The sequence below is a fragment of the Actinoplanes flavus genome, from assembly GCF_017592555.1.
Taxonomy (GTDB): Bacteria; Actinomycetota; Actinomycetes; order Mycobacteriales; family Micromonosporaceae; genus Actinoplanes; species Actinoplanes flavus.
This window is the reverse complement of record NZ_JAGFNS010000033.1, coordinates 25,064-43,418: the sequence shown is the minus strand read 5'-3', so window position 1 is coordinate 43,418 and position 18,355 is coordinate 25,064. Positions and strand designations below refer to the sequence as shown.

General features: G+C 71.4%; 20 protein-coding genes. 9 read left to right on the top strand and 11 right to left on the bottom strand.

Going from position 1 to position 18,355, the window contains the following annotated elements; all coding sequences use genetic code 11:
* Positions 1 to 390 carry a hypothetical protein gene (locus J5X75_RS36260; RefSeq protein WP_208472124.1) on the top strand — a complete coding sequence of 130 codons (390 nt, stop codon included), beginning with the start codon at positions 1 to 3 and terminating at the stop codon, positions 388 to 390.
* A gap of 141 nt (positions 391 to 531) precedes the next feature.
* Here the strand turns inward: J5X75_RS36260 and J5X75_RS36255 are convergent, their stop codons facing one another.
* The 3 genes from J5X75_RS36255 to J5X75_RS36245 form a co-directional block, all read right to left on the bottom strand.
* A complete protein-coding gene (locus J5X75_RS36255; protein WP_208472123.1) occupies positions 532 to 1,836 on the bottom strand; it encodes a GAF domain-containing protein in 1,305 nt (434 codons plus the stop codon).
* A 79-nt stretch (positions 1,837 to 1,915) separates the two neighbouring features.
* Positions 1,916 to 2,038, bottom strand: coding sequence for a recombinase family protein (locus J5X75_RS45720; protein WP_274383759.1), 123 nt, complete (start codon positions 2,036 to 2,038; stop codon positions 1,916 to 1,918).
* A 298-nt stretch (positions 2,039 to 2,336) separates the two neighbouring features.
* Positions 2,337 to 3,755: an NAD(P)-binding domain-containing protein gene (locus J5X75_RS36245; protein ID WP_208472122.1), complete on the bottom strand. Its 1,419-nt coding sequence runs from the start codon at positions 3,753 to 3,755 to the stop codon at positions 2,337 to 2,339.
* Between the two features lie 339 nt (positions 3,756 to 4,094).
* On the opposite strand from J5X75_RS36245, the gene J5X75_RS36240 reads away from it, so the two are divergent.
* Positions 4,095 to 4,472, top strand: coding sequence for an ArsR/SmtB family transcription factor (locus tag J5X75_RS36240; protein ID WP_208472121.1), 378 nt, complete (start codon positions 4,095 to 4,097; stop codon positions 4,470 to 4,472).
* Positions 4,473 to 4,553: 81 nt separating this feature from the next.
* Here J5X75_RS36240 and J5X75_RS36235 read toward each other — a convergent pair whose 3' ends face one another.
* Complete coding sequence (locus tag J5X75_RS36235; RefSeq protein WP_208472120.1) at positions 4,554 to 5,384, bottom strand: alpha/beta fold hydrolase; 831 nt, start codon at positions 5,382 to 5,384, stop codon at positions 4,554 to 4,556.
* A 97-nt stretch (positions 5,385 to 5,481) separates the two neighbouring features.
* On the opposite strand from J5X75_RS36235, the gene J5X75_RS36230 reads away from it, so the two are divergent.
* From J5X75_RS36230 to J5X75_RS44955, 4 genes are all read left to right on the top strand, one after another.
* The gene (locus J5X75_RS36230; protein ID WP_208472119.1) at positions 5,482 to 5,973 is read left to right on the top strand and encodes a MerR family transcriptional regulator; all 492 of its coding nucleotides are present in this window, start codon (positions 5,482 to 5,484) and stop codon (positions 5,971 to 5,973) included.
* A gap of 66 nt (positions 5,974 to 6,039) precedes the next feature.
* Positions 6,040 to 6,729, top strand: coding sequence for an arsenate reductase/protein-tyrosine-phosphatase family protein (locus tag J5X75_RS36225; protein ID WP_208472118.1), 690 nt, complete (start codon positions 6,040 to 6,042; stop codon positions 6,727 to 6,729).
* Between the two features lie 12 nt (positions 6,730 to 6,741).
* Positions 6,742 to 7,464 carry an aquaporin gene (locus J5X75_RS44960; protein WP_238490572.1) on the top strand — a complete coding sequence of 241 codons (723 nt, stop codon included), beginning with the start codon at positions 6,742 to 6,744 and terminating at the stop codon, positions 7,462 to 7,464.
* 42 nt (positions 7,465 to 7,506) lie between these two features.
* On the top strand, positions 7,507 to 7,917 hold the full coding sequence (locus tag J5X75_RS44955; protein WP_238490571.1) for an arsenate reductase ArsC: 411 nt from the start codon (positions 7,507 to 7,509) through the stop codon (positions 7,915 to 7,917).
* A gap of 83 nt (positions 7,918 to 8,000) precedes the next feature.
* Here the strand turns inward: J5X75_RS44955 and J5X75_RS36215 are convergent, their stop codons facing one another.
* Both J5X75_RS36215 and J5X75_RS36210 read right to left on the bottom strand, forming a co-directional pair.
* The gene (locus tag J5X75_RS36215; protein ID WP_208472117.1) at positions 8,001 to 8,435 is read right to left on the bottom strand and encodes a VOC family protein; all 435 of its coding nucleotides are present in this window, start codon (positions 8,433 to 8,435) and stop codon (positions 8,001 to 8,003) included.
* Between the two features lie 50 nt (positions 8,436 to 8,485).
* Positions 8,486 to 9,121, bottom strand: coding sequence for a flavin reductase family protein (locus J5X75_RS36210; protein ID WP_208472116.1), 636 nt, complete (start codon positions 9,119 to 9,121; stop codon positions 8,486 to 8,488).
* A 79-nt stretch (positions 9,122 to 9,200) separates the two neighbouring features.
* Here J5X75_RS36210 and J5X75_RS36205 point away from each other — a divergent pair, with 79 nt between their 5' ends.
* The gene (locus tag J5X75_RS36205) at positions 9,201 to 10,163 is read left to right on the top strand and encodes a helix-turn-helix transcriptional regulator (RefSeq protein WP_208472115.1); all 963 of its coding nucleotides are present in this window, start codon (positions 9,201 to 9,203) and stop codon (positions 10,161 to 10,163) included.
* Here J5X75_RS36205 and J5X75_RS36200 read toward each other — a convergent pair.
* Positions 10,154 to 11,071, bottom strand: a complete 918-nt coding sequence (locus J5X75_RS36200; protein ID WP_208472114.1) for an SDR family oxidoreductase — start codon at positions 11,069 to 11,071, stop codon at positions 10,154 to 10,156. The two genes, J5X75_RS36205 and J5X75_RS36200, sit on opposite strands and share 10 nt — an antisense overlap.
* Before the next feature lie 55 nt (positions 11,072 to 11,126).
* Between J5X75_RS36200 and J5X75_RS36195 the strand changes: the two genes are divergently transcribed.
* Positions 11,127 to 12,638, top strand: a complete 1,512-nt coding sequence (locus J5X75_RS36195) for an ATP-binding protein (RefSeq protein WP_238490570.1) — start codon at positions 11,127 to 11,129, stop codon at positions 12,636 to 12,638.
* Positions 12,639 to 12,724: 86 nt separating this feature from the next.
* Here the strand turns inward: J5X75_RS36195 and J5X75_RS36190 are convergent, their stop codons facing one another.
* From J5X75_RS36190 to J5X75_RS36180, 3 genes are read right to left on the bottom strand one after another with little or no spacing between them, the layout of a single operon-like run.
* Positions 12,725 to 14,002: an acetyl-CoA C-acyltransferase gene (locus J5X75_RS36190; protein ID WP_208472113.1), complete on the bottom strand. Its 1,278-nt coding sequence runs from the start codon at positions 14,000 to 14,002 to the stop codon at positions 12,725 to 12,727.
* A gap of 48 nt (positions 14,003 to 14,050) precedes the next feature.
* On the bottom strand, positions 14,051 to 14,689 hold the full coding sequence (locus J5X75_RS36185) for a CoA transferase subunit B (RefSeq protein WP_307798487.1): 639 nt from the start codon (positions 14,687 to 14,689) through the stop codon (positions 14,051 to 14,053).
* Positions 14,676 to 15,380: a CoA transferase subunit A gene (locus tag J5X75_RS36180; protein ID WP_208472112.1), complete on the bottom strand. Its 705-nt coding sequence runs from the start codon at positions 15,378 to 15,380 to the stop codon at positions 14,676 to 14,678. Before J5X75_RS36180 ends, J5X75_RS36185 begins: the two co-directional genes overlap by 14 nt.
* Before the next feature lie 89 nt (positions 15,381 to 15,469).
* On the opposite strand from J5X75_RS36180, the gene J5X75_RS36175 reads away from it, so the two are divergent.
* Positions 15,470 to 16,192, top strand: coding sequence for an IclR family transcriptional regulator (locus J5X75_RS36175; RefSeq protein WP_208472111.1), 723 nt, complete (start codon positions 15,470 to 15,472; stop codon positions 16,190 to 16,192).
* Positions 16,193 to 16,247: 55 nt separating this feature from the next.
* Here the strand turns inward: J5X75_RS36175 and J5X75_RS36170 are convergent, their stop codons facing one another.
* Positions 16,248 to 18,203: an elongation factor G gene (locus tag J5X75_RS36170; protein ID WP_208472110.1), complete on the bottom strand. Its 1,956-nt coding sequence runs from the start codon at positions 18,201 to 18,203 to the stop codon at positions 16,248 to 16,250.
* Positions 18,204 to 18,355 lie beyond the last annotated feature (152 nt).

The following is an 18,355-nucleotide window of genomic DNA, read 5'->3' as shown; positions in this document are numbered from 1 at the left end:
ATGCGGCCGCACATGGACGTACGTCGACTCGCAGCCATCGACATGTGGGGCTCGACCGGTGCTCCTTGGCGGCGGTGGGTCATCCTGGTCGAATTTCTGCTCGGTGTTGTCGGAGTCGCCCTCCTCGGCATACTTCTGGCGTCGTCGGGTGGCGCATTCCGTGCGGTCGTGGGCTGGTGGATGATCGGTGTGGCCGCGAATTACCTGCCACTGTCAGCACACGGGCTCACCTTGATTCGTCCCGGCGCGCTGGAGAAGGAGATCCAGGGCGTCGACGTGCCCGCAGACCTGCGGCACTACACGGGCGCGCAGTTGTGGGTCATGGTGCCGCTGCTTCTGCTGCTGCTCGGTCTGCTGCAGTGGCGCGGCGACCGTCGGCACCGAGCCTGACCGGCCAGCCGCTGCCGGGCCACCGCCTTCAACGCTGCCAGCTTGGGCGTCTCGTCGTACGCGGAACCGACGTGCACGATATCGCGCGACCCCGCCGCGAAAAGTGCACGATCCGCACCGCCCTGGCTCCCGACGCCGTCTTCACCGCCGGCTGGTGCGGTTGAGGTAGGCGGCCAGGCCGCCGAGTTCTTCGCTGGCGATGAACACCGACCGGACGTTGAGGATCGCTTCCTCGACGTGGTCGTGGCAGCCCCAGGCCGAGTCTCCCCACGAGTCGGCGATTTTGATCTCGGCTGGTTCGGTGCAGCCGGCGGTGCCGCCGAGTTGGCAGTGTTCCGGGTGGGGCCGGTCGGCTTGGGTGGCGGCGGCGGCGCGCATCCGGGCGTTGAGCTCCGCGGCGGCTTCGGCGCGTTGTTCGGCCTCGCCCCGTAGCCGCCGTTCGGCGCGGACGGTTTTGGCCAGTTCCTCCATCGCTGACTTGGCGCTGGCCTCGGCGGTGAGTTTCGCCTGCTCGATGTGGTGGCGTTCGATCGCCAGGGCGGCGGTGCCGGCGAAGAGCCGGGCCAGAGCGAGGTCGATGTCCTCGGGAGTGCGTGGGGTGTGGTGGTACATGGCGAAGGTGCCCAGCAGGTGGCCGTCGCGGGCCAGGATCGGCATCGACCAGCAGGAGGCGAGCCCGGCGGCTTCGGCCAGGTCCCGGAAGTCGGTCCAGGCCGGGTCGGCGGTGATGTCGCTGGTGATGACCGGCTCGCGGCGGTGGGCGGCGGTGCCGCAGGACCCGATTCCGTCGCCGGTGGCGATGCCGTCGATGGCCTGGTTGTAGAAGTCGGGCAGGCTCGGCGCGGCGCCGTGGTACAGGTGCCGGCCGTCGGGGTCGGCGAGCAGGATGGAGACGATCACCCCGTGTGGGGCGAGCGCCTCGATGCTGCGGGCCATGCCGCCGAGCACCTCGGTCAACGGTGCCTGCCGGGCGATCTGCTCCAGCAGGGCCCGGTGTTTGGTCACGAGTCGCTGAGCGTGTTTGACCTGGGTGGTCTCGACACCGATCACCCGGACGCCGGTCACCGTGCCGGTGCTGTCACGGCGTGGCTCGTAGGTGAAGTCGAAGAACATCTCCCGTGCCTGTGACCCGCTGCCCAGCACCACGCGCGCGTCGCGGCCGGTGCGGGGCTCACCGGTGCGGTAGACCTGGTCCAGCAGATCGAGGAAGCCCCGGCCGGCCAGCTGGGGCAGCAGCTCGCCGACCGGGACGCCGGTACGGGCCCGGCCTTCGCCGAAGGTCGCGACGAACGCCGGGTTCGCCGTCTCCAGCACGTGCGCCGGCCCGGTGAACAGCGCGTACACGGCCGTCGACTGCCCGAACAGTGCCCGCAGGTCCTCGTCGGCCGGGTGCCCGGTGTCCGCCGGTGCCGTACCAGCCGGCCGCTGGTCGGATACAGCGCTCATGGATGTGGTGCCTCTCGTGTGGACGCGGGGGTGAAGTCAGGGCCGGGAGGCCCGGAGCGGTCAGACCTGCGAGGTCGCGCTACGCCCAGTCGAGGTGAAGCTGATCAGCCGGTACGCCGAGGTCGAGCAGGATCCGCCGGTGGGCTTCGAGGTCCTGCTTGTCGGTGGAGCAGCGGGCATAGCCGATCAGCACGGCGGTCATGCCGATGATCGTAGTGGTAACGGATAACCCCCGCTCATCGGCCAGATCACCGGACACCCTTGTGCCCTTGGCCCGCGCAATCCAGTGAACGGCGAGCACCGAGGCGATGCGGCCTCTCTGGCGTACGGGTTGCTCATGTACGGCATCGGTGTTGCGGTTCCGGTCACGACCGCCGCCGACGTGTGCAGGTCCGCGGCGATCGGGTGCAGCAGGACGGCGAAGGTCGCCACTATCCACCAGCCGTGGAACACCCGCCGGCCACCACGGGTGGCCGGCGGGTTCGACGCGTCCATCGGTGTCAGCAGCAGCTGCCGGCCTGACCGTCGGCGGGCTTGTCGCCGAGGGTGATCAGGTTCAGCGGTGCGGTGAGCAGTCCGCCGGCGATGCCGGTGGCCAGACCACGGCCGGGTGCCCGCGCCGCGGCCGGTGCCGGGGTGCCGCAGCAGCCGCCGCCGTCGGCGATGGTGTCGTCGCCGGCGATCGGGTTGCTGTTGCAGACGCCGGTCTCGGGCAGGTCGAGCTGTACGTCGCGGGCCGCGTCCCAGTCGCCGGCGAGGGCGGCGACCACGGAGCGGGCCTGTTCGTAGCCGGTGGCGAGCAGGAACGTCGGGGCGCGGCCGTAGCTCTTGACGCCGATGGCGTAGTAGCCGGGTTCGGGGTGGGTGAGTTCGTCGGCGCCGTGCGGCGGGACGGTGCCGCAGGAGTGCTCGTTGGGGTCGATCAGCGGTGCCAGCGCCCGGGTCGAGCCGAGGACCGGGTCCAGGTCGAGGCGCAGTTCGCCGGCGATCGTGTGGTCGGGCCGGAATCCGGTGGCGGACACGATCCGGTCGGCGATGACGGTCCGGTCGCCGTCGGACACCGCGACGGTGTCGCCGTCGACGGTGACGCTCTGCACGGAGAAGCCGGGGTACAGGGTGATCGTGCCGTTCTCGACGTGCTCGCGCAGCCGGGCGCCGAGCGCGCCGCGGGCGGGCAGGGCGTCGGCGGCCTCGCCGCCGTAGGTGCGGGCCGGGCTGGTGGCGCGGATCGCCCAGCCGACCGTGGTGCCCGGCGCCTGCGCGGCGAGTTCGGCGAGGGCGAGCAGGGTGTTGGCCGCGGAGTGGCCGGCGCCGACGACGAGGGTGCGGGAGCCGGCGAACCGGTCGCGGTCACGGCCGAGGACGTCGGGCAGGGCGGAGTCGACGAACGCGGCGGCCGCGGTTTCGCCGTGCGCGGGGATGCCGGAGGCGCCGAGCACGTTCGGCGTCCGCCACGTGCCGGAGGCGTCGATGATCGCGCCGGCCAGAATGTCCTCGCCGTCGGCGAGCCGGACCAGGTAGGGGGTCTGCTCGCGGCCGAGGCTGCGGACCCGGTCGAGGCCGAGCCGGGTGACGGCGGCGACGCGCGCCCCGTACCGGATATGGGGTTTGATCGTGGGCAGGTCGGCCAGCGGCTGAAGATAGTCGGCGGCGAGCTGGGCGCCGGTCGGCAGCTTGCCGTCGTCGGGCCGGACCCAGCCCGCGCCGGACAGCAGGCGTGCCGCGGCGGGGTCGATGTCGAACCGCCACGGCGAGAACAGGCGGACGTGCCCCCATTCCCGGACGGCGGCCGCGGGGCCGTCTCCTGCTTCCAGGACCAGGAACGGCAGACCACGCTCGGTGAGGTGCGCGGCGGCGGCCAGCCCGACCGGGCCGGCGCCGATGACCACGACGGGCAGTTCGGGGAGGTTGCTGGTCACGAGAGATGACTCCTGTCTAGAGAACAATCGAGATACGAGCGTGTGGTACGGCCACGGAGCAGCCGGACGGATCAGTTGGCGTGCGGCCTGTGGTGTTCGAGGAAAACGACGTCACGCCCACCGCACGGCCCGGGAACGCGGAAACCTGGGGCTGGTCATCCGCAGCAGCCTTGTCCCGCCGCGACCGCCTCCTGCTTGGCGGCCGCGCCGCAGCAGGATCCCGACTGGCGGGTGAAACGGAACATGACCTCTCCAGCCTGCTGTCTCGACTTCCGTCGAGTTAGACGTTTGTCGAAACAGACAGTTGCACACTGTTTCGACAACTGTCAACCTAGACGGATGACGAAACAAGCCGGGGCGCTCACGCTGACCGACCTCACCGCCGGGACGCCCTGCTGCCCGCCGCTGGCGCGGCAGCGCGTCCCCGCCGAGACCGCGGCCCTGCTCGCCCCGGCGTTCAAGGCGCTCGGCGACCCGGTGCGGCTCCAGTTGATGTCGATGATCGCGTCGGCGCCGGGTGGCGAGGCGTGCGTCTGTGACCTGACGCCGGCGTTCGAGCTGTCCGGCCCGACGATCTCGCACCACCTCAAGACACTGCGCGAGGCCGGCCTGGTCGACGCCGAACGCCGCGGCACCTGGGTCTACTACCGCGCCCGCCCCGGCCTGCTGCGTCAGCTCGCGACCCTGCTGACCATGGACACGCCAGCCGAGACGTGATCGCCGCGAGGTGTGCGGACTCAGCAGATCTGATCCCGCCAGAACGGCCCTGAGCTGCGCGGATCAGTGCCGGCTTCGCCTTCACCGACGCTGAACGATGAAGTCACGCAGCAGGGCGGCGGTGCGGTCCGGGCGGTCGATCATGAGCCACGTCCGGCTGCCGGCGACGAGTTCGACCCGGGCGTCGGGAAACAGGCGAGCCAGCCGGTGTGCGTGCTGTGGCGGGAACAGCCGGTCGTCGGCGCCCCAGACGACGAGCACCAGCCGGTCGAAGCGGCGCAGCTGTGCCTCGCGATCGGTGAGCAGCCGCCGGTGGAGTGACCCGAGGAAACGGGCGGCGTCGCGGCGTACCCCGCGGTCGGTGAAATAGGCGACCATCCACGAAGAGACGAGGTCGTCGGGGAGTGGACCCCTGGTCAGCGCACCGAAACCGACCGGCAGGCGGCGTACCGCGCGCAGCCGCAGCGGGACCAGCAGCGCCGACAGCACCCCCAGCCGGGCGGCCGGTGGCATGGCCCGGAAAATGGGCGGCGGTACGTTGTCGAAAGCCTCGCAGCTGGTGAGGACCAGTCGCGCGACCCGATCAGGGTGGCGCGCCACGAGCAGCTGCGCGATGGCGCCGCCGGTGTCATTGCCGATCAGCGTCACCGGTCCCGTCCCGAGATGATCGACGAAGGCCGCCACGAGATCGGCGACGCCTTCCGCGGACCGGTCGGCGTCCGCCGGCATCGGCAGCGTATGCCCGCCGAGCGGAAGGTCAGGCACCAGGCACCGCAGGCCAGGGCCCAGGGCTCGCAGCAGCGGCGCCCACACCCGGCCGTCCTGCAACGCACCGTGAAGAAACACCACGGGAAGACCGGTTCCGCTGTCCTGGTAGCGGAGCCGGCCGGCGGGAAGGTCGGCCACGGGCATGGGACACCTCGTTCGGTACGGGGACGGGACACTGGTGACCATGCATCCTCAGGTCGATATGAGGTCAACCCCGCAGCCCTCCCTCAGCATCGGCGAGGTGGCCGGGCGGTTCGGGCTCGGCCCGCACGTGCTGCGGCACTGGGAAGAACAGGGCCTGCTCAGCCCCGACCGCCTGCCCAACGGTCGCCGCCGCTACACCTCCCGCGACGTTCTCGCGGTCCGGCTCATCCTGCTCGCCAGGTCACTCGGGTTCAGCCACGCCCAGATGCGCACGCTCGTGTGCGGCAGCTCCGATCGCGCTACGCAACGCGCGGTGGTCGCCGGCCACCGCGCCGCGCTGAAACGGCGGATCGCCGAACTCTCCACCCTGCTGCCTGTGCTCACGCACGGCATGGAGTGCACCGCGGACGCCATCCCCGACTGCCCCCATGTAGCCGCGCTCTTACCACCCGACGAGCGGTCTCACCCGTCTGATCACCGCACGAGCAGTGCCAGCGCCACCATAGATGATCTTGCTCAACGGGACTTCTCGATCACATTCACTGAGACGTGGATCAGTTCCACCGAGTCCCCACACGAGGGTCGTTGACCGCATGGTCGCTTGCGCCGGGCAGTAAAACTCAGCAATCATTGAGTCAATGAACGCTTTGAGTCAATGAACGCTGAGACTTCGTCGTTGGCGGCGCGGGCCCGGGTGCACGCCGCCCTCGGCGACCCCGCCCGCCTCGCCATCGTCGACGCGCTCATCCTGGGTGATGCCTCCCCCGGCGAGATCGCCGCCGACCTCGGCATGCCCAGCAACCTCGTCGCCCACCACGTGAAAGTCCTGCACGAGGCCGGTTTGCTCGTGCGGGCCCGCTCCGAGGGCGACCGCCGCCGCACCTACCTGCGCCTGATTCCCGGCGTGCTGTCCTCACTCACCGCACCCCGGCTGGCCGGCGCGGAACGGGTGGTCTTCGTCTGCACCCACAACTCCGCCCGCTCACAACTGGCCGCGGCCCTCTGGCGCGACCGGGTCGGCGGAGAGGTCGCCTCGGCCGGCACCGCTCCCGCCACCCGCGTGCATCCCCGCGCGGTCCGGGTCGCCCACGAACACGGCCTCGCCCTGGACCCGACCGGCACCCATCACGTCGACGACGTGCTGCACGACGGCGACCTGATCATCGCCGTCTGCGACAACGCCCACGAGGACCTCACCGGCCCGGCCCGGCCACGCCTGCACTGGTCGGTTCCCGACCCCGCCCGCGCCGACACCGACGAGGCGTTCGAAGCCGCCTACACCGACCTGGCCGACCGCATCGACCGGATCGCCCCCGTCCTCCACCCGGGAGCCGACCATGGCTGACCTCACCACCCCATGAACCAGACAACCCTGTGGCGGCGGCTGTTCGCCGAGTTCCTCGGCACCGCACTGCTGGTCACCGCCGTCGTCGGCTCCGGCATCATGGCCGCCACCCTCTCCCCTGACGACGTCGGGCTGCAGCTGCTGGAGAACTCGGTCGCCACCGCGTTCGCCCTCGGCGCGCTCATCCTCACCTTCGGGCCGATCTCCGGCGCCCACTTCAACCCGGTCGTGTCGGCCGCCGACTGGTTCCTCGGCCGCCGATCGGGCACCGGCCTGACGATCAAAGACCTTCTCGGGTACGCCGGAGCGCAGACCCTGGGAGCCATCGCCGGCTCGATCCTGGCGAACCTCATGTTCGACCTGGCCCCGGTCACCATGTCGACCAAGGAACGGGCCGCGGGGAACCCCTGGCTGGGCGAGGTCGTCGCCGTCGCCGGCCTGCTGCTGCTGATCTTCGCGCTGGGCCGCTCCGGCCGAGCGTCGGTCGCACCGGCCGCGGTCGGCGCGTACATCGGCGCCGCCTACTGGTTCACCAGCAGCACCAGCTTCGCCAACCCGGCTGTCACCGTCGGCCGGGCCTTCACCGACACGTTCGCCGGCATCGCTCCCGCCTCGGTTCCCGGCTTCGTCATCGCCCAGATCGCCGGCCTGATCATCGGCGTCGGCGTCCTGCTCGCCCTCTACCCGACAGCCGGCGACGCCGCGGACGACATCGTCGTCGAGCGCAACGTCTGACCCTGTTCCCCGATCACCAACCCTCGAAGGAAGCCCGAGCTCATGAGCGACACCAAGCCCACCGTCCTGTTCGTCTGCGTCCACAACGCCGGCCGTTCCCAGATGGCCGCCGGCTGGCTGCGCCACCTCGCCGGCGACCGCGTCGAGGTCCGCTCCGCCGGCTCCGCACCCGCCGACACGATCAACCCGTCCGCGGTCGAGGCGATGGCAGAGGCCGGCATCGACATCACCGACCAGACCCCCACCAAACTCACCTGGGACACCGCCCGGGAATCCGACGTCATCATCACCATGGGCTGCGGCGACGCCTGCCCCGTCTTCCCCGGCAAACGCTACGAGGACTGGAAACTCGAAGACCCGGCCGGCAAGGGTGTCGACGCCGTCCGGCCGATCCGCGACGAGATCAAGATCCGCGTCGAAGCCCTGCTCGCCGACCTGCTCCCGGCCGCCTGACCAGGAACGCCATCCGCAGTCTGATCATCGGTTCCGGACCGTCGGGCCACACCGCGGCGGTGTTCGCCGGTTCGCCCGAACCGTCAGTCGAGGCAGAATTCGTTGCCCTCGACGTCCTGCATAACGAGACACGACTCGTTGGAGCCGTCAGCGGTCAGCAGACGCACGCGTACCGCGCCGAGCGCGAGCAGCCGGGCGCATTCCGCCTCGAGGGCCGCCAGGCGCTCCTCACCCACGAGCCCGGTACCGACCCGTACGTCGAGGTGCAGCCGATTCTTCACCACCTTGCCTTCCGGGACGCGCTGAAAGTACAGGCGCGGGCCCACCCCGGTGGGATCGGCGCACGCGAACCAGGCGCCGCGCTCCTCCTCCGGGCATGACTGCCAGTAGGCGTCCCAGGTGCCGAAACCGGCGGGTGGGGATGGTGGCTCATACCCGAGCACCGCACACCAGAAGCGGGCGACCCGCTCGGGGTCCGCGCAGTCGAACGTGACCTGGAACTGCCTCACCGATGCCATTCGATCACCATAAGGGCCCGGTCCCCGGGCGCCTTTGTGGGTTCCGGTCGCTAGCCTCGGGCGTTGCCGGCTACCGGCATCTTCCAGCCGGCGGCCAGCCGGGACGGGTGCACGTTCGTGCCGCCGCCGAAGAAGTCGCAGAACTTCATGACCAGCGGGTCCCAGCGGTACGGGTCGACGTGGGCGGTGCCGGGGATCAGCAGATCCTGCTCGACGTGGGTGCGCAGGACGTCCACGTGGAAGGCGGTCCCCCACGGATCAGGTACGCCGATCGGATGGGCGGCCGTCACCCGGCACTCCAGCTGGATCGGGCACTCCGTCACGCGCGGCGGCCGGACCAGGTCGGACATCTGCGGGGTCAGGCCCGCCTCGGCGAACTTGTCGGCCACGTGCCGGTATCCCTGGGCCCGTTTGCGGGGCGGCACCTGTGGGGCGCCGGTGGTGAGGGCGATCCGGTCCACCTCGGCGACCAGGGCGGACGGCACGAGGTTCAGCACGCATTCGCCGTACCGTCGAAGGTTTTCGGTGGTCTGGGCGGTGTTGCCGAGGCCGAGCACGGCGGTCTGGCCCAGCCACCAGGCGGACGACATCGGGGCCAGGTTCGCCGAGCCGTCCGGGTTGCGCGAGCTGATCAGCACGACCGGTGTGCCGAAGTAGAGGACCTTGAGTCCCGGAGCCACATGCATGCGCTCCACCCTGTCCTCCGGCGGGCGGGGACGCTGGCGGGGATCGGACCTGGCGTTGGCGGTGGACGAGAATCGGGGTATGCGCGCCGCCCGGCTGATCAATCTCGTCCTGCTGCTCCAGTCGCGAGGCACGATGACCGCCACCGAACTGGCCGCCGAGCTGGAGGTGTCCGAGCGGACCGTCTACCGGGACGTGCTGGCGCTGTCGGCGGCCGGGGTGCCGGTCTACGCCGAGCAGGGACGAGCCGGTGGGTACCGGCTGGTCGGCGGCTACCGGACCCGGCTCACCGGGCTGAACCGGGACGAGGCCGAAGCGCTGTTCCTGGCCGGGCTGCCCGGTCCGGCCCGGGACATGGGACTCGGCGAGCCGGTGCGGTCGGTGCGCCGCAAGATGCTGGCCGCCCTGCCGGCCGGACTGCGGGAGGCCTCCGAACGGGCCGGGCAGCGGTTCCACCTCGACGCCCCGGGATGGTTCGACGACACCGAACCGCCCGAGCATCTCGCCGCGCTGGCCCGGGCCGTGTGGCAGGACCGGATGCTGACCATGCGCTACCGGCGGGACGGGGAGGTGACCCGGACGGTCGCGCCGTACGGGCTCGTGCTGAAGAACGGGGTCTGGTATCTGGTCGGCAGGGTGGGGGACGATCTGCGGTCGTACCGGGTGGACCGGATCGCCGGGGTGGAGGAGGACGGCGCTTCGTTCGTACGCGAAACGGATTTTGATCTGCCGTCCTTCTGGGCCGAACGGGCGGCCGGGTTCGTGCGGCGGATGCTGCGGGAGACGATCACGATCCGGCTCAGCCCGCACGGGCAGCGGATCCTGCGGCACGTCGTCGAGCCGCCCGCCGCGCAGGAGGCCCTCGACGCCGCCGGGGAGCCGGATCCGGACGGGTGGGTGCGGACCCGGCTGCCGGTCGAGTCGATCGACGTCGCCTACACGTATCTGCTGCGGTTCGGCCCGGAGGCCGAGGTGCTGGAGCCGCCCGCCCTGCGTGCCCGGCTCGCTGAGGCCGCCCGGCGCCTCGGTGACCTCTACCGGTAGCCGGTGACGTCGGCGGGCTTGCCGGGATCCTGCACCTCGACGAGATAGCGCCAGGCGTCCGGCTGACTGCCGTCGACGTCGGTGAACCCGTAGACCTTGGCGAGTTCGCCGCTGGACACCGACTTCCCGCTCCAGCGGGCGCGATTCGGGTCGGCGGCCAGGGCGGCGACGGCGCGGCCCACGTACGCCGGCGTCTCGGAGATCGCGAAGTGCGGCTCCCTGGCGCAGGCGTCCCGCCAGTTCTCCTCGGTGACGCCGTAGATCTCCAGCATCATCTCCGAGCGCAGCCAGCCCGGGGTGAGGGCCACCGCGGTCGCCTGATGGCCGGCGAGCTCCCGGGACCAGGAGAAGGCGAGCCGGTTCACCGACCATTTCGCCAGGTCGTAGAAGACCGACAGCCGGTAGTTGACGGCGTTGTAGTCGGTGGTGCCGTCGCCGACCTCGACCACCAGGCCGCCCGGGTTGCGGATCAGCAGCGGCAGCGCGTAATGGCTGGTGACGATGTGTGAGTCGACGGCCTGGCGGAGCAGCCGGAACCCCTGGTCGAGGTCCTGCTCCCAGACCGGCTCGTTCCAGGTGGTCAACGGATCCCCGCCCCAGACGTCGTTGACCAGCACGTCGAGGCGGCCCTGCTCGTCGTCGATCCGTTCCACCAGCGCGGCGACCCGGCCCTGGTCGAGATGGTCGACGGCCACCGCGATACCGATGCCGCCCGCCGCCGTGACCAGCTCGGCGGTCTCCTCGATCGTCTCCGGCCGGTTCATCGCCGACCGGGCCTCACGGGTGGTGCGGCCGGTGGCGTAGACGGTCGCCCCGGCCGCGCCGAGCTGCACCGCGATCTGCCGCCCGGCGCCGCGTGTCGCCCCGGCCACGAGGGCCACCTTTCCGGCCAATGCTTTCTGCGTCATACCGCTCAGGCTTCCGCCGAAACCTGACAACCGGCGTCCGATTTAAATCCCGTCATTGGTAGGGCGACGCGTCGGCGGCGATGTAGATTGCGTCTACCTAGATGCCATCTACCTACTCCGAGGCACCGTGTTCGTAGGTCGGCAAACCGAACTCTCGCTCCTGAGCCGGCGGACCGATCATCTGACCCGAAACGGCACAGGGATCGCGCTGGCGGTCCGGGGCCGGCAACAGGTCGGTAAGTCCCGCCTTGTTCAGGAATTCTGTGACCGCTCAGGTCTGCCGTACCTCTACTTCGCCGCGGTCAAAGGCGCGTCGGTCACCGTATCGACGGCTCAGTTCCTCGCGGCGCTGGCGGAATCGGACCTACCGAAAGACCACGCTCTTCTACCCACTACCCCGCCCGCTGGCGGGTGGGGTGACATGCTGCGCGTCCTCGCCGGCGCCTTGCCAGATCGTCCGTGCATCGTGGTGCTCGACGAACTGCCGTGGCTCGCCGAACAGGACGAGACCTTCGACGGCCATCTCCAGGTCGTCTGGGATCGGCTACTGTCCCGCCGCCCGGTCCTGATGCTGCTGCTCGGCAGCGACCTGCACATGATGCAGCGTCTCACCGCCTACGACCGGCCCTTCTACGGCCGGGCCGACAACCTGGTGCTCGGTCCGCTGAATCTCGCCGAAACGGCCACGGCGAGCGGTCTGGCCGGATCTGACGCCATCGACGCCCATCTCATCACCGGTGGGCTGCCCGGAGTCCTCCTGCGCTGGCCGACCGGAACTCCCGCCGAGGACCACCTGCGCGAAGAATGCGCCGATCAGACCTCACCGCTGTTCACGGTGCCCGAGCAGTCGCTGTCGGCAGAGTTTCCCCATCCGGACGTCTCCCGGCGAGTTCTCGAAGCGATCGGCGGCGATGTCCGGGCCTTCGCGAACATCGCCAGTACGGCAGGCGGCCGCGGCGGACCGGTCAGCTCGGGAACGTTGTCGCCCCTGTTGCGACAGCTCACGGAGGACAAACAGATCCTGGCCCTCGACCTGCCGCTGTCGGTCAACGGCGGCAAACCGGCCCTGTACCGGGTCGCCGACACCAATCTCCGCCTCTACCTCGCCATCCTGCGCAACGTCCAGAATCTGGCTCAGCGCGGCCGTCCGGAAGCCGGATACGCCCTGTTCAAGAGCCGGTGGAGCAGTTGGCGCGGCAGGGCCGTGGAGCCTCTGATCCGTACCTCGCTGGAGGAGGCGGCGATCACGGGGACGCTGCCATGGACGGAGGCTCAGGTGGTCGGCGGCTGGTGGAACCGGCAGTTCGACCCGGAAGTCGACCTGGTCGGCGCCGACCGGGGGCCGATCGCCTCGCGGGTCCACTTCTGCGGATCCTTGAAGTGGCTCGGGAAGCCCTTCGACACCCACGACCTTCGTGAGCTCCGGGACGGCGCGGCTCAGGTGCCCGGTTTCGACCCGGAGCGAACCGGCCTGATCGCCGTGAGCAGGTCCGGCAGCGAACTGCCGGACGGCGCGGTGGACGTCGTCTGGGGGCCGAATGAGGTGGTGGCCGCCTGGCAGCGCTGATTCCGGCGGGAATCTCGGTCGTTCCCTCAGGGGTGCCGGTCAGCGGTTCGCCGACGTCATCCGGCTCAGCGACAACATCCTCCGGATCATGCGTACGACAGGGGCGGTAAGCCATACCGATTCGAACGACCGCGCCGTCCCCGTCGGGGACGGTCAGAGAGGTGACCGGCGGTCGACGCCGGTTCCAGGAGGATCGCGGCGCCCTGGCCGCCTCCTCCGCAGATGGCGGCCGCGCCGAGGCCGGTGGCGTCCGGCTCGTCGAGCTGGCGGGCCAGGGTGCCCACGATGCGGGCGCCGGAGGCGCCGATCGGGTGGCCCAGGGCGATGGCTCCGCCGTGGACGTTGACGATGTCCGGGTCGATGCCGAGGGCGCCGACCGAGGCCAGCGCCACTGAGGCGAACGCTTCGTTGATCTCCACCCGGTGGAGGGCGGACGGGTCGGCGCCCACCTCCGTCAAGGCCGCGTGGATGGCGGCGGCGGGTTGCAGGTGCAGGCGTACGTCCGGGCCGGCGACCATCGACGACGCCAGCACCCGGGCCAGTGGGCGGACATCGTGGGCGGCCGCCGCGGTCGCGCTCATCAGGATCAGGGCGGCGGCGCCGTCGGTGAGCGGGGAGGCGTTGCCCGCGGTGATGGTGCCGTCGGCCGCGAACGCGGGGCGCAGCTTCGCGAGGGTCTCGACGGTGGTGCCGGGCCGGATGCCGTCGTCGGAGTCGAGGAGGCGGTCACCGGGCAGGCGGTCACCGGGCAGGCTGCCGGGGGCCGGGAACGGCTCGATCTCGGCGGCCAGGAAGGCGTGCGACGCCTCGGCCCGCTGGTGGGAGCGGGCGGCCCAGGCGTCCTGTGCGGGGCGGTCGAGGCCCAGGTCGCTGTTGCCGGCCTCGGTGGACGCGCCCATCGAACGCCGCTCGAACGCGTCGGTGAGGCCGTCGTGTTGGAGCGTGTCGAGCATTTCGACGGCACCGTAGCGGGTGCCGGTCCGGCCTCCGCGCCAGGCGTGCGGGGCCAGCGACATCGACTCCATGCCGACGGCGACGACCACGTCGGCACGGCCGGACTCGATGGCGGCGGCTCCGGCCGCGACGGCCTCCAGGCCGGACAGGCAGACGGCGTTGAGGGTGGTGGCGGGCGCGGCGAGCGGGATGCCGGCGGCCACCGCGGCCTGGCGGGCCGGGTTCTGCCCGGCCAGGCCCTGCAACACCTGGCCGGCGAAGACGCGCTGCACCGCGGTGGGCGGCACACCGGCTCGGGCCAGCGCCGCCCGGATGGCGTGGGCGCCGAGTTCGGCCGCCGGCACGGCGGCGAGAGCTCCGGAGAAACGAACGAACGGGGTACGGGCATAGCCCGCGATCACGACGCTCATGTCAACTCCACAGTGATTGATTGACGGGAGGGGTCAAGTGACGTCACGTCAACAGGTCAACGCGACGGTGAAGTCGGCGCCGGTCACGTCGCGTAGGTCGTCGATGGTCTGGTCGTCGGCGAGGCGGCGCAGGATCAACATGTCGCCGGTCACGTCGAAGACGGCGCGGTCGGAGATGATGCGGTCGACGACACCGGCGCCGGTCAGCGGCAACGTGCACCTCTCGACGATCTTCGGGCTGCCGTCCTTCGCCACGTGCTCGGTGACGACGATGACGCGCGGGGTGCCGGCGACCAGGTCCATGGCGCCGCCCATGCCCTTGACGAGCTTGCCGGGGATGGTCCAGTTGGCCAGGTCGCCGTTGGCCGCGACCTGGAGCGCGCCGAGGATGGCGGTCTGCACATGGCCGCCGCGGATCATGCCGAACGAGGTGGCCGAGTCGAACACCGACGCCCCGGCCAGCAGGGTGACGGTCTGCTTGCCGGCGTTGATCAGGTCCGGGTCCTCGTCACCCTCGTACGGGAACGGCCCCATGCCGAGGATGCCGTTCTCACTCTGCAACGTCACCCGTACCCCGGCGGGCAGATGGTTGGCGACCAGGGTGGGAATGCCGATGCCGAGGTTGACGTACTGGCCGTCGGTCAGCTCGGACGCGGCGATCGCCGCCATCTCGTCACGCGTCCACACGGGGCCGCACCGTCCTCTGCTCGATGTCCTTGTCACGGATCTCGGACGCCACCAGGTGCCGTACGAAGATGCCGGGGGTGTGCACGTCGTCCGGGTGCAGGTGGACGTCCTCGACGATCTCGGCCTCGGCGATGGTGATCCGGCCGGCGGTGGCGACCAGCGGGTTGAAGTTGCGGGCGGTGAGCCGGAACCGCAGGTTGCCCTCGAGGTCGGCACGATGGGCGCGCACCAGGGCCAGATCCGCCACGATCGCGCGCTCGAGGACCGTACGCATGCCGTCGAAGTCCTTGTGGGGTTTGCCGTCGCCGACCGGGGTGCCGGCGCCGGTCGGGGTGTAGAAGGCGGGGATGCCGGCGCCGCCGGCGCGGAGGCGTTCGGCGAGGGTGCCCTGTGGGACGAACTCGACGTCCAGGTCGCCGTCCAGGTACTGCTGGGCGAAGAGCCGGTTCTCGCCGACGTAGGAGGCGAGGACCTTGCGGACCTGGCGGTTCTCCAGCAGCAGGCCGAGGCCTTTGCCGTCGACACCCATGTTGTTGCTGACGATGGTGAGGTCCCGGGCGCCGCTGTCGCGCAGCGCGATGATCAGCGAGGTGGGGATGCCGGACAGGCCGAAGCCGCCGACCGCCACGGTCATGCCGTCCCGGGCGACGGCGGCGACGGCTTCCGCCGCGCTGTCGACGAGTTTGCTCATGGCCGGGCACGCTAGGCACACCGGCCGCGGGGACCGTCACCCTGATCGCTGGGTGATCGCCGTGAGCGGAGGGTGCTCATAATGTGAGCATGCAGGGGTCGCAGTTGGTGGCGCGGGTGGCGGCGGTGCTGCGCCGGGTGGGTTCCGGCGCGGCGCAGGGGGTGACCACCGCGGAGGTGGCGTCGGCGACCGGGCTGCCGCGGTCGACGGCGCAGCGGGTGCTCGCGGCGCTGGCCGAGGAGGGTTTCGTCGACCGGGACGCCCGGCGCGGCCGCTGGTATCCGGGGCCCGAGTTGTTCCTGCTCGGGTCGGTGGCGGCGGAGCGGTACGACGTGACGTCCACGGCCCGGGAGGTGCTGCGCTCACTGGCCGAACGGACCGGGGAGAGCGCCTTCTTCTCGGCCCGGCGCGGCGGGGAGACGGTGTGCCTGGCCGAGGTGGAGGGCAGTTTCCCGCTGCGGTCGCATGTGCTGTACGAGGGCTTGCGGCTTCCGCTGGGGGTGGCGTCGGCCGGTCTGGCGATCCTGGCGTACCTGCCGTTGGAGGAGGCCGGGCCCTACATCGACACGCCGGAGCTGGCGAAACGGGTGGCGGCCACCCGGCGGCGCGGGTACGCGGTGAACCCCGGCCTGATCGTCCCGGGCAGCTGGGGCGTGGGGGCGGTGGTGTTCGACCGGACCGGCGCACCGGCCTGGGCGCTGAGCCTGACCGGCGTGGAGTCCCGGTTCAACGGCGACCGGACCGCCCAGCTCGGCGCCCTGCTGCTGGAGGCGGCGCACACGCTGACTCGGCGGATCGCCCACCGGCCCTGATCCCCTATCGTTTCGCACCGATGAGGCAGCCCAGCAGAGCCGGAGCTGCCGGCGCCTACCGGGGCACCGCCCGGAACCACTCCCGCCGGTCGGCCGGATCGGGGCCGCGGCGGGGCAGGACCGGCGGGTCCTCCCCGGTGACCGGCGCGTAGTGGTCGAAGTGCGCGGTCAGCACCGCCTCGCCGCCGGTCAGGTCGGGCAGCGCCGCCACGATCCGCGGCACCCGTGACGACGGCAGGGTGCCGCTGACCTCCAGGTAGCCGCCGGCGTCCGCGGTGTCGTCGATGGCCGCCCCCAGCCGGCCGAGCAGGGCGGTCACCGCGTCGGCCTGCTCGTGCGGCAGGTTGACGTCGAACCGTTCGACCGGCTGGCAGACCCGGGTCCCGGCTTCGCGCAGCGCGGCGGTCACCACGACCGGGGCGAGGTTGCGGAAGTCCGCCGCCACCGAGGAGACCGACTTGTCGAACTTCTGGTGCGGCTTGCTCTGCCGGGGACAGTACTGCGACGACGTCATGGTGATCACGCAGTCGGTGACCGGCCAGCCGAACCGGCCGTACCGCAGCGCGGCCCGCACCCCCTCCTCGGTGGCCGCGATGAACGCCGGTGGCAGCCGGCCCGGCTCGATGCCCGGACGGAACTCGATGCCGTGCCCCACCGGCGCGGCCTCGACCCGCAACCCCACCCCGGCCAGGTACGGGTTGCCGCGTTCCCGGATCCGGTCCGCGGCGTGGCCGTCGCCCACCACCCGTTCGATGCAGGCGGTCAGCGTGCCGGAGAAGCGCACGCGTACGCCGTACCGTTCCTCGAGAAGCGCCGCGATCACCTCCTTCTGCACCTCGCCGTGCAGCCGGATCATCGCCTCCGACCGGTGCTCGTCGAGCCGCAGATCGACCAGCGGATCCTCGTCGGCCAGGTCGGCGAGCCCGGCGAACAGCGCCAGCCGCTGCGCCGGATCGACCGGTTCGACCAGGGCCTGCCGGGTCGGCGGCGGGAACCGGTAGAGGTGGCGGCGCGGCGGATCGCCGACGTGCTGGCCGATCCGCGCCGACAGCCCGCGCACCGCCGCGATCTGGCCGGCCGACGCCGACGCGCGGACCAGCACGCCGTCCGGCTCACTCACCGCGATCTCGGTCACCGTCTGCGGCCGGTCGCCGTTCAGGCAGACCCGATCGCGTACGCGCAGACGACCCGACCACAACCGCAGCCAGGTCCGCCGCCCGTGGCCGTCGCGGTCGACGGCGAACACGGTGCCCGCCACCGGGCCGTCCCGCTCGTCGCAGCGGGGCAGCAGGCCGGCCAGGATGTGGCGCAGTTGCGGCACGCCGGCGCCGGTGATCGCCGAGCCGCACGCCACCGGCGCCAGTTCGGTGCGGCGGACCGCCCGGCGGATGGCGCGGCGCACGTCGCGGGCCCGGACCGGCTCGCCGGACAACCACCGCCCGGCGATCGTGTCGTCGGCCTCGGCGACCGCCGCCACGACCGGTTCGGCGTCGAGGCGCAGCGCCCGCACCCGGGCGTCGCGGCCGCCCTGCCCGGTGACGGTGGTGAGCATGACCGGGCAGATGGCGAGCCGTCGCCGGATCTGGCCGAGCACCCGGTTCACGTCGGAGCCGCGCCGGTCGACCTTGTTGACGAAGAACAGGGTGGGCACGCCGACGCGGCGCAGCGCCCGCCAGATGGCGACGGTCTGCGGCTGCACACCCTCCACGCCGGACACCACGAGCACGGCGGCGTCGAGCACCGCGAGCGAGCGCTCGACCTCGGCGATGAAGTCGGGGTGGCCCGGGGTGTCGAGCAGGTTGACGGTCAGGTCGCCGAGGTCGATCGAGGTGACGGCCGCACGGATGGTGATGCCGCGGCGCCGCTCCAGCTCCATCGAGTCGGTGCGGGTGGTGCCGTCGTCGACGCTGCCCGGCCGGGACACCGCCCCGGCCTCGAACAGCAGCCGCTCGGTCAGGCTGGTCTTGCCGGCGTCAACATGGGCGACGATCCCGAGGTTCGACAATGACAAAGCAGATCTCCACGGTAGGACGGGTCGGGGTCCGGAGCGTGGAAGCTGCTCGCATCGGTGTACTCCTCGTCGGGATCGGGCGGTTACGGTTCTCACCCTGGCACGGGGCCTGCGGCTCCACCACCGATTTAGCCCGCCGACCGGCTCCGGCG

Coding starts and splice junctions, on each gene's coding strand:
- J5X75_RS36210 (WP_208472116.1), bottom strand. CDS start 9,121: ATGCATGTGGCTCCGGGACTCAAGGTCCTCTACTTCGGCACACCGGTC.
- J5X75_RS45720 (WP_274383759.1), bottom strand. CDS start 2,038: ATGACCGCCGTGCTGATCGGCTATGCCCGCTGCTCCACCGACAAGCAG.
- J5X75_RS36180 (WP_208472112.1), bottom strand. CDS start 15,380: ATGAGCAAACTCGTCGACAGCGCGGCGGAAGCCGTCGCCGCCGTCGCC.
- J5X75_RS36215 (WP_208472117.1), bottom strand. CDS start 8,435: ATGGCATCGGTGAGGCAGTTCCAGGTCACGTTCGACTGCGCGGACCCC.
- J5X75_RS36190 (WP_208472113.1), bottom strand. CDS start 14,002: ATGAGCGTCGTGATCGCGGGCTATGCCCGTACCCCGTTCGTTCGTTTC.
- J5X75_RS36200 (WP_208472114.1), bottom strand. CDS start 11,071: ATGACGCAGAAAGCATTGGCCGGAAAGGTGGCCCTCGTGGCCGGGGCG.
- J5X75_RS36175 (WP_208472111.1), top strand. CDS start 15,470: ATGCAGGGGTCGCAGTTGGTGGCGCGGGTGGCGGCGGTGCTGCGCCGG.
- J5X75_RS36235 (WP_208472120.1), bottom strand. CDS start 5,384: ATGCCCGTGGCCGACCTTCCCGCCGGCCGGCTCCGCTACCAGGACAGC.
- J5X75_RS44955 (WP_238490571.1), top strand. CDS start 7,507: ATGAGCGACACCAAGCCCACCGTCCTGTTCGTCTGCGTCCACAACGCC.
- J5X75_RS36240 (WP_208472121.1), top strand. CDS start 4,095: ATGACGAAACAAGCCGGGGCGCTCACGCTGACCGACCTCACCGCCGGG.
- J5X75_RS44960 (WP_238490572.1), top strand. CDS start 6,742: ATGAACCAGACAACCCTGTGGCGGCGGCTGTTCGCCGAGTTCCTCGGC.
- J5X75_RS36255 (WP_208472123.1), bottom strand. CDS start 1,836: ATGAGCGCTGTATCCGACCAGCGGCCGGCTGGTACGGCACCGGCGGAC.
- J5X75_RS36205 (WP_208472115.1), top strand. CDS start 9,201: ATGCGCGCCGCCCGGCTGATCAATCTCGTCCTGCTGCTCCAGTCGCGA.
- J5X75_RS36260 (WP_208472124.1), top strand. CDS start 1: ATGCGGCCGCACATGGACGTACGTCGACTCGCAGCCATCGACATGTGG.
- J5X75_RS36225 (WP_208472118.1), top strand. CDS start 6,040: ATGAACGCTGAGACTTCGTCGTTGGCGGCGCGGGCCCGGGTGCACGCC.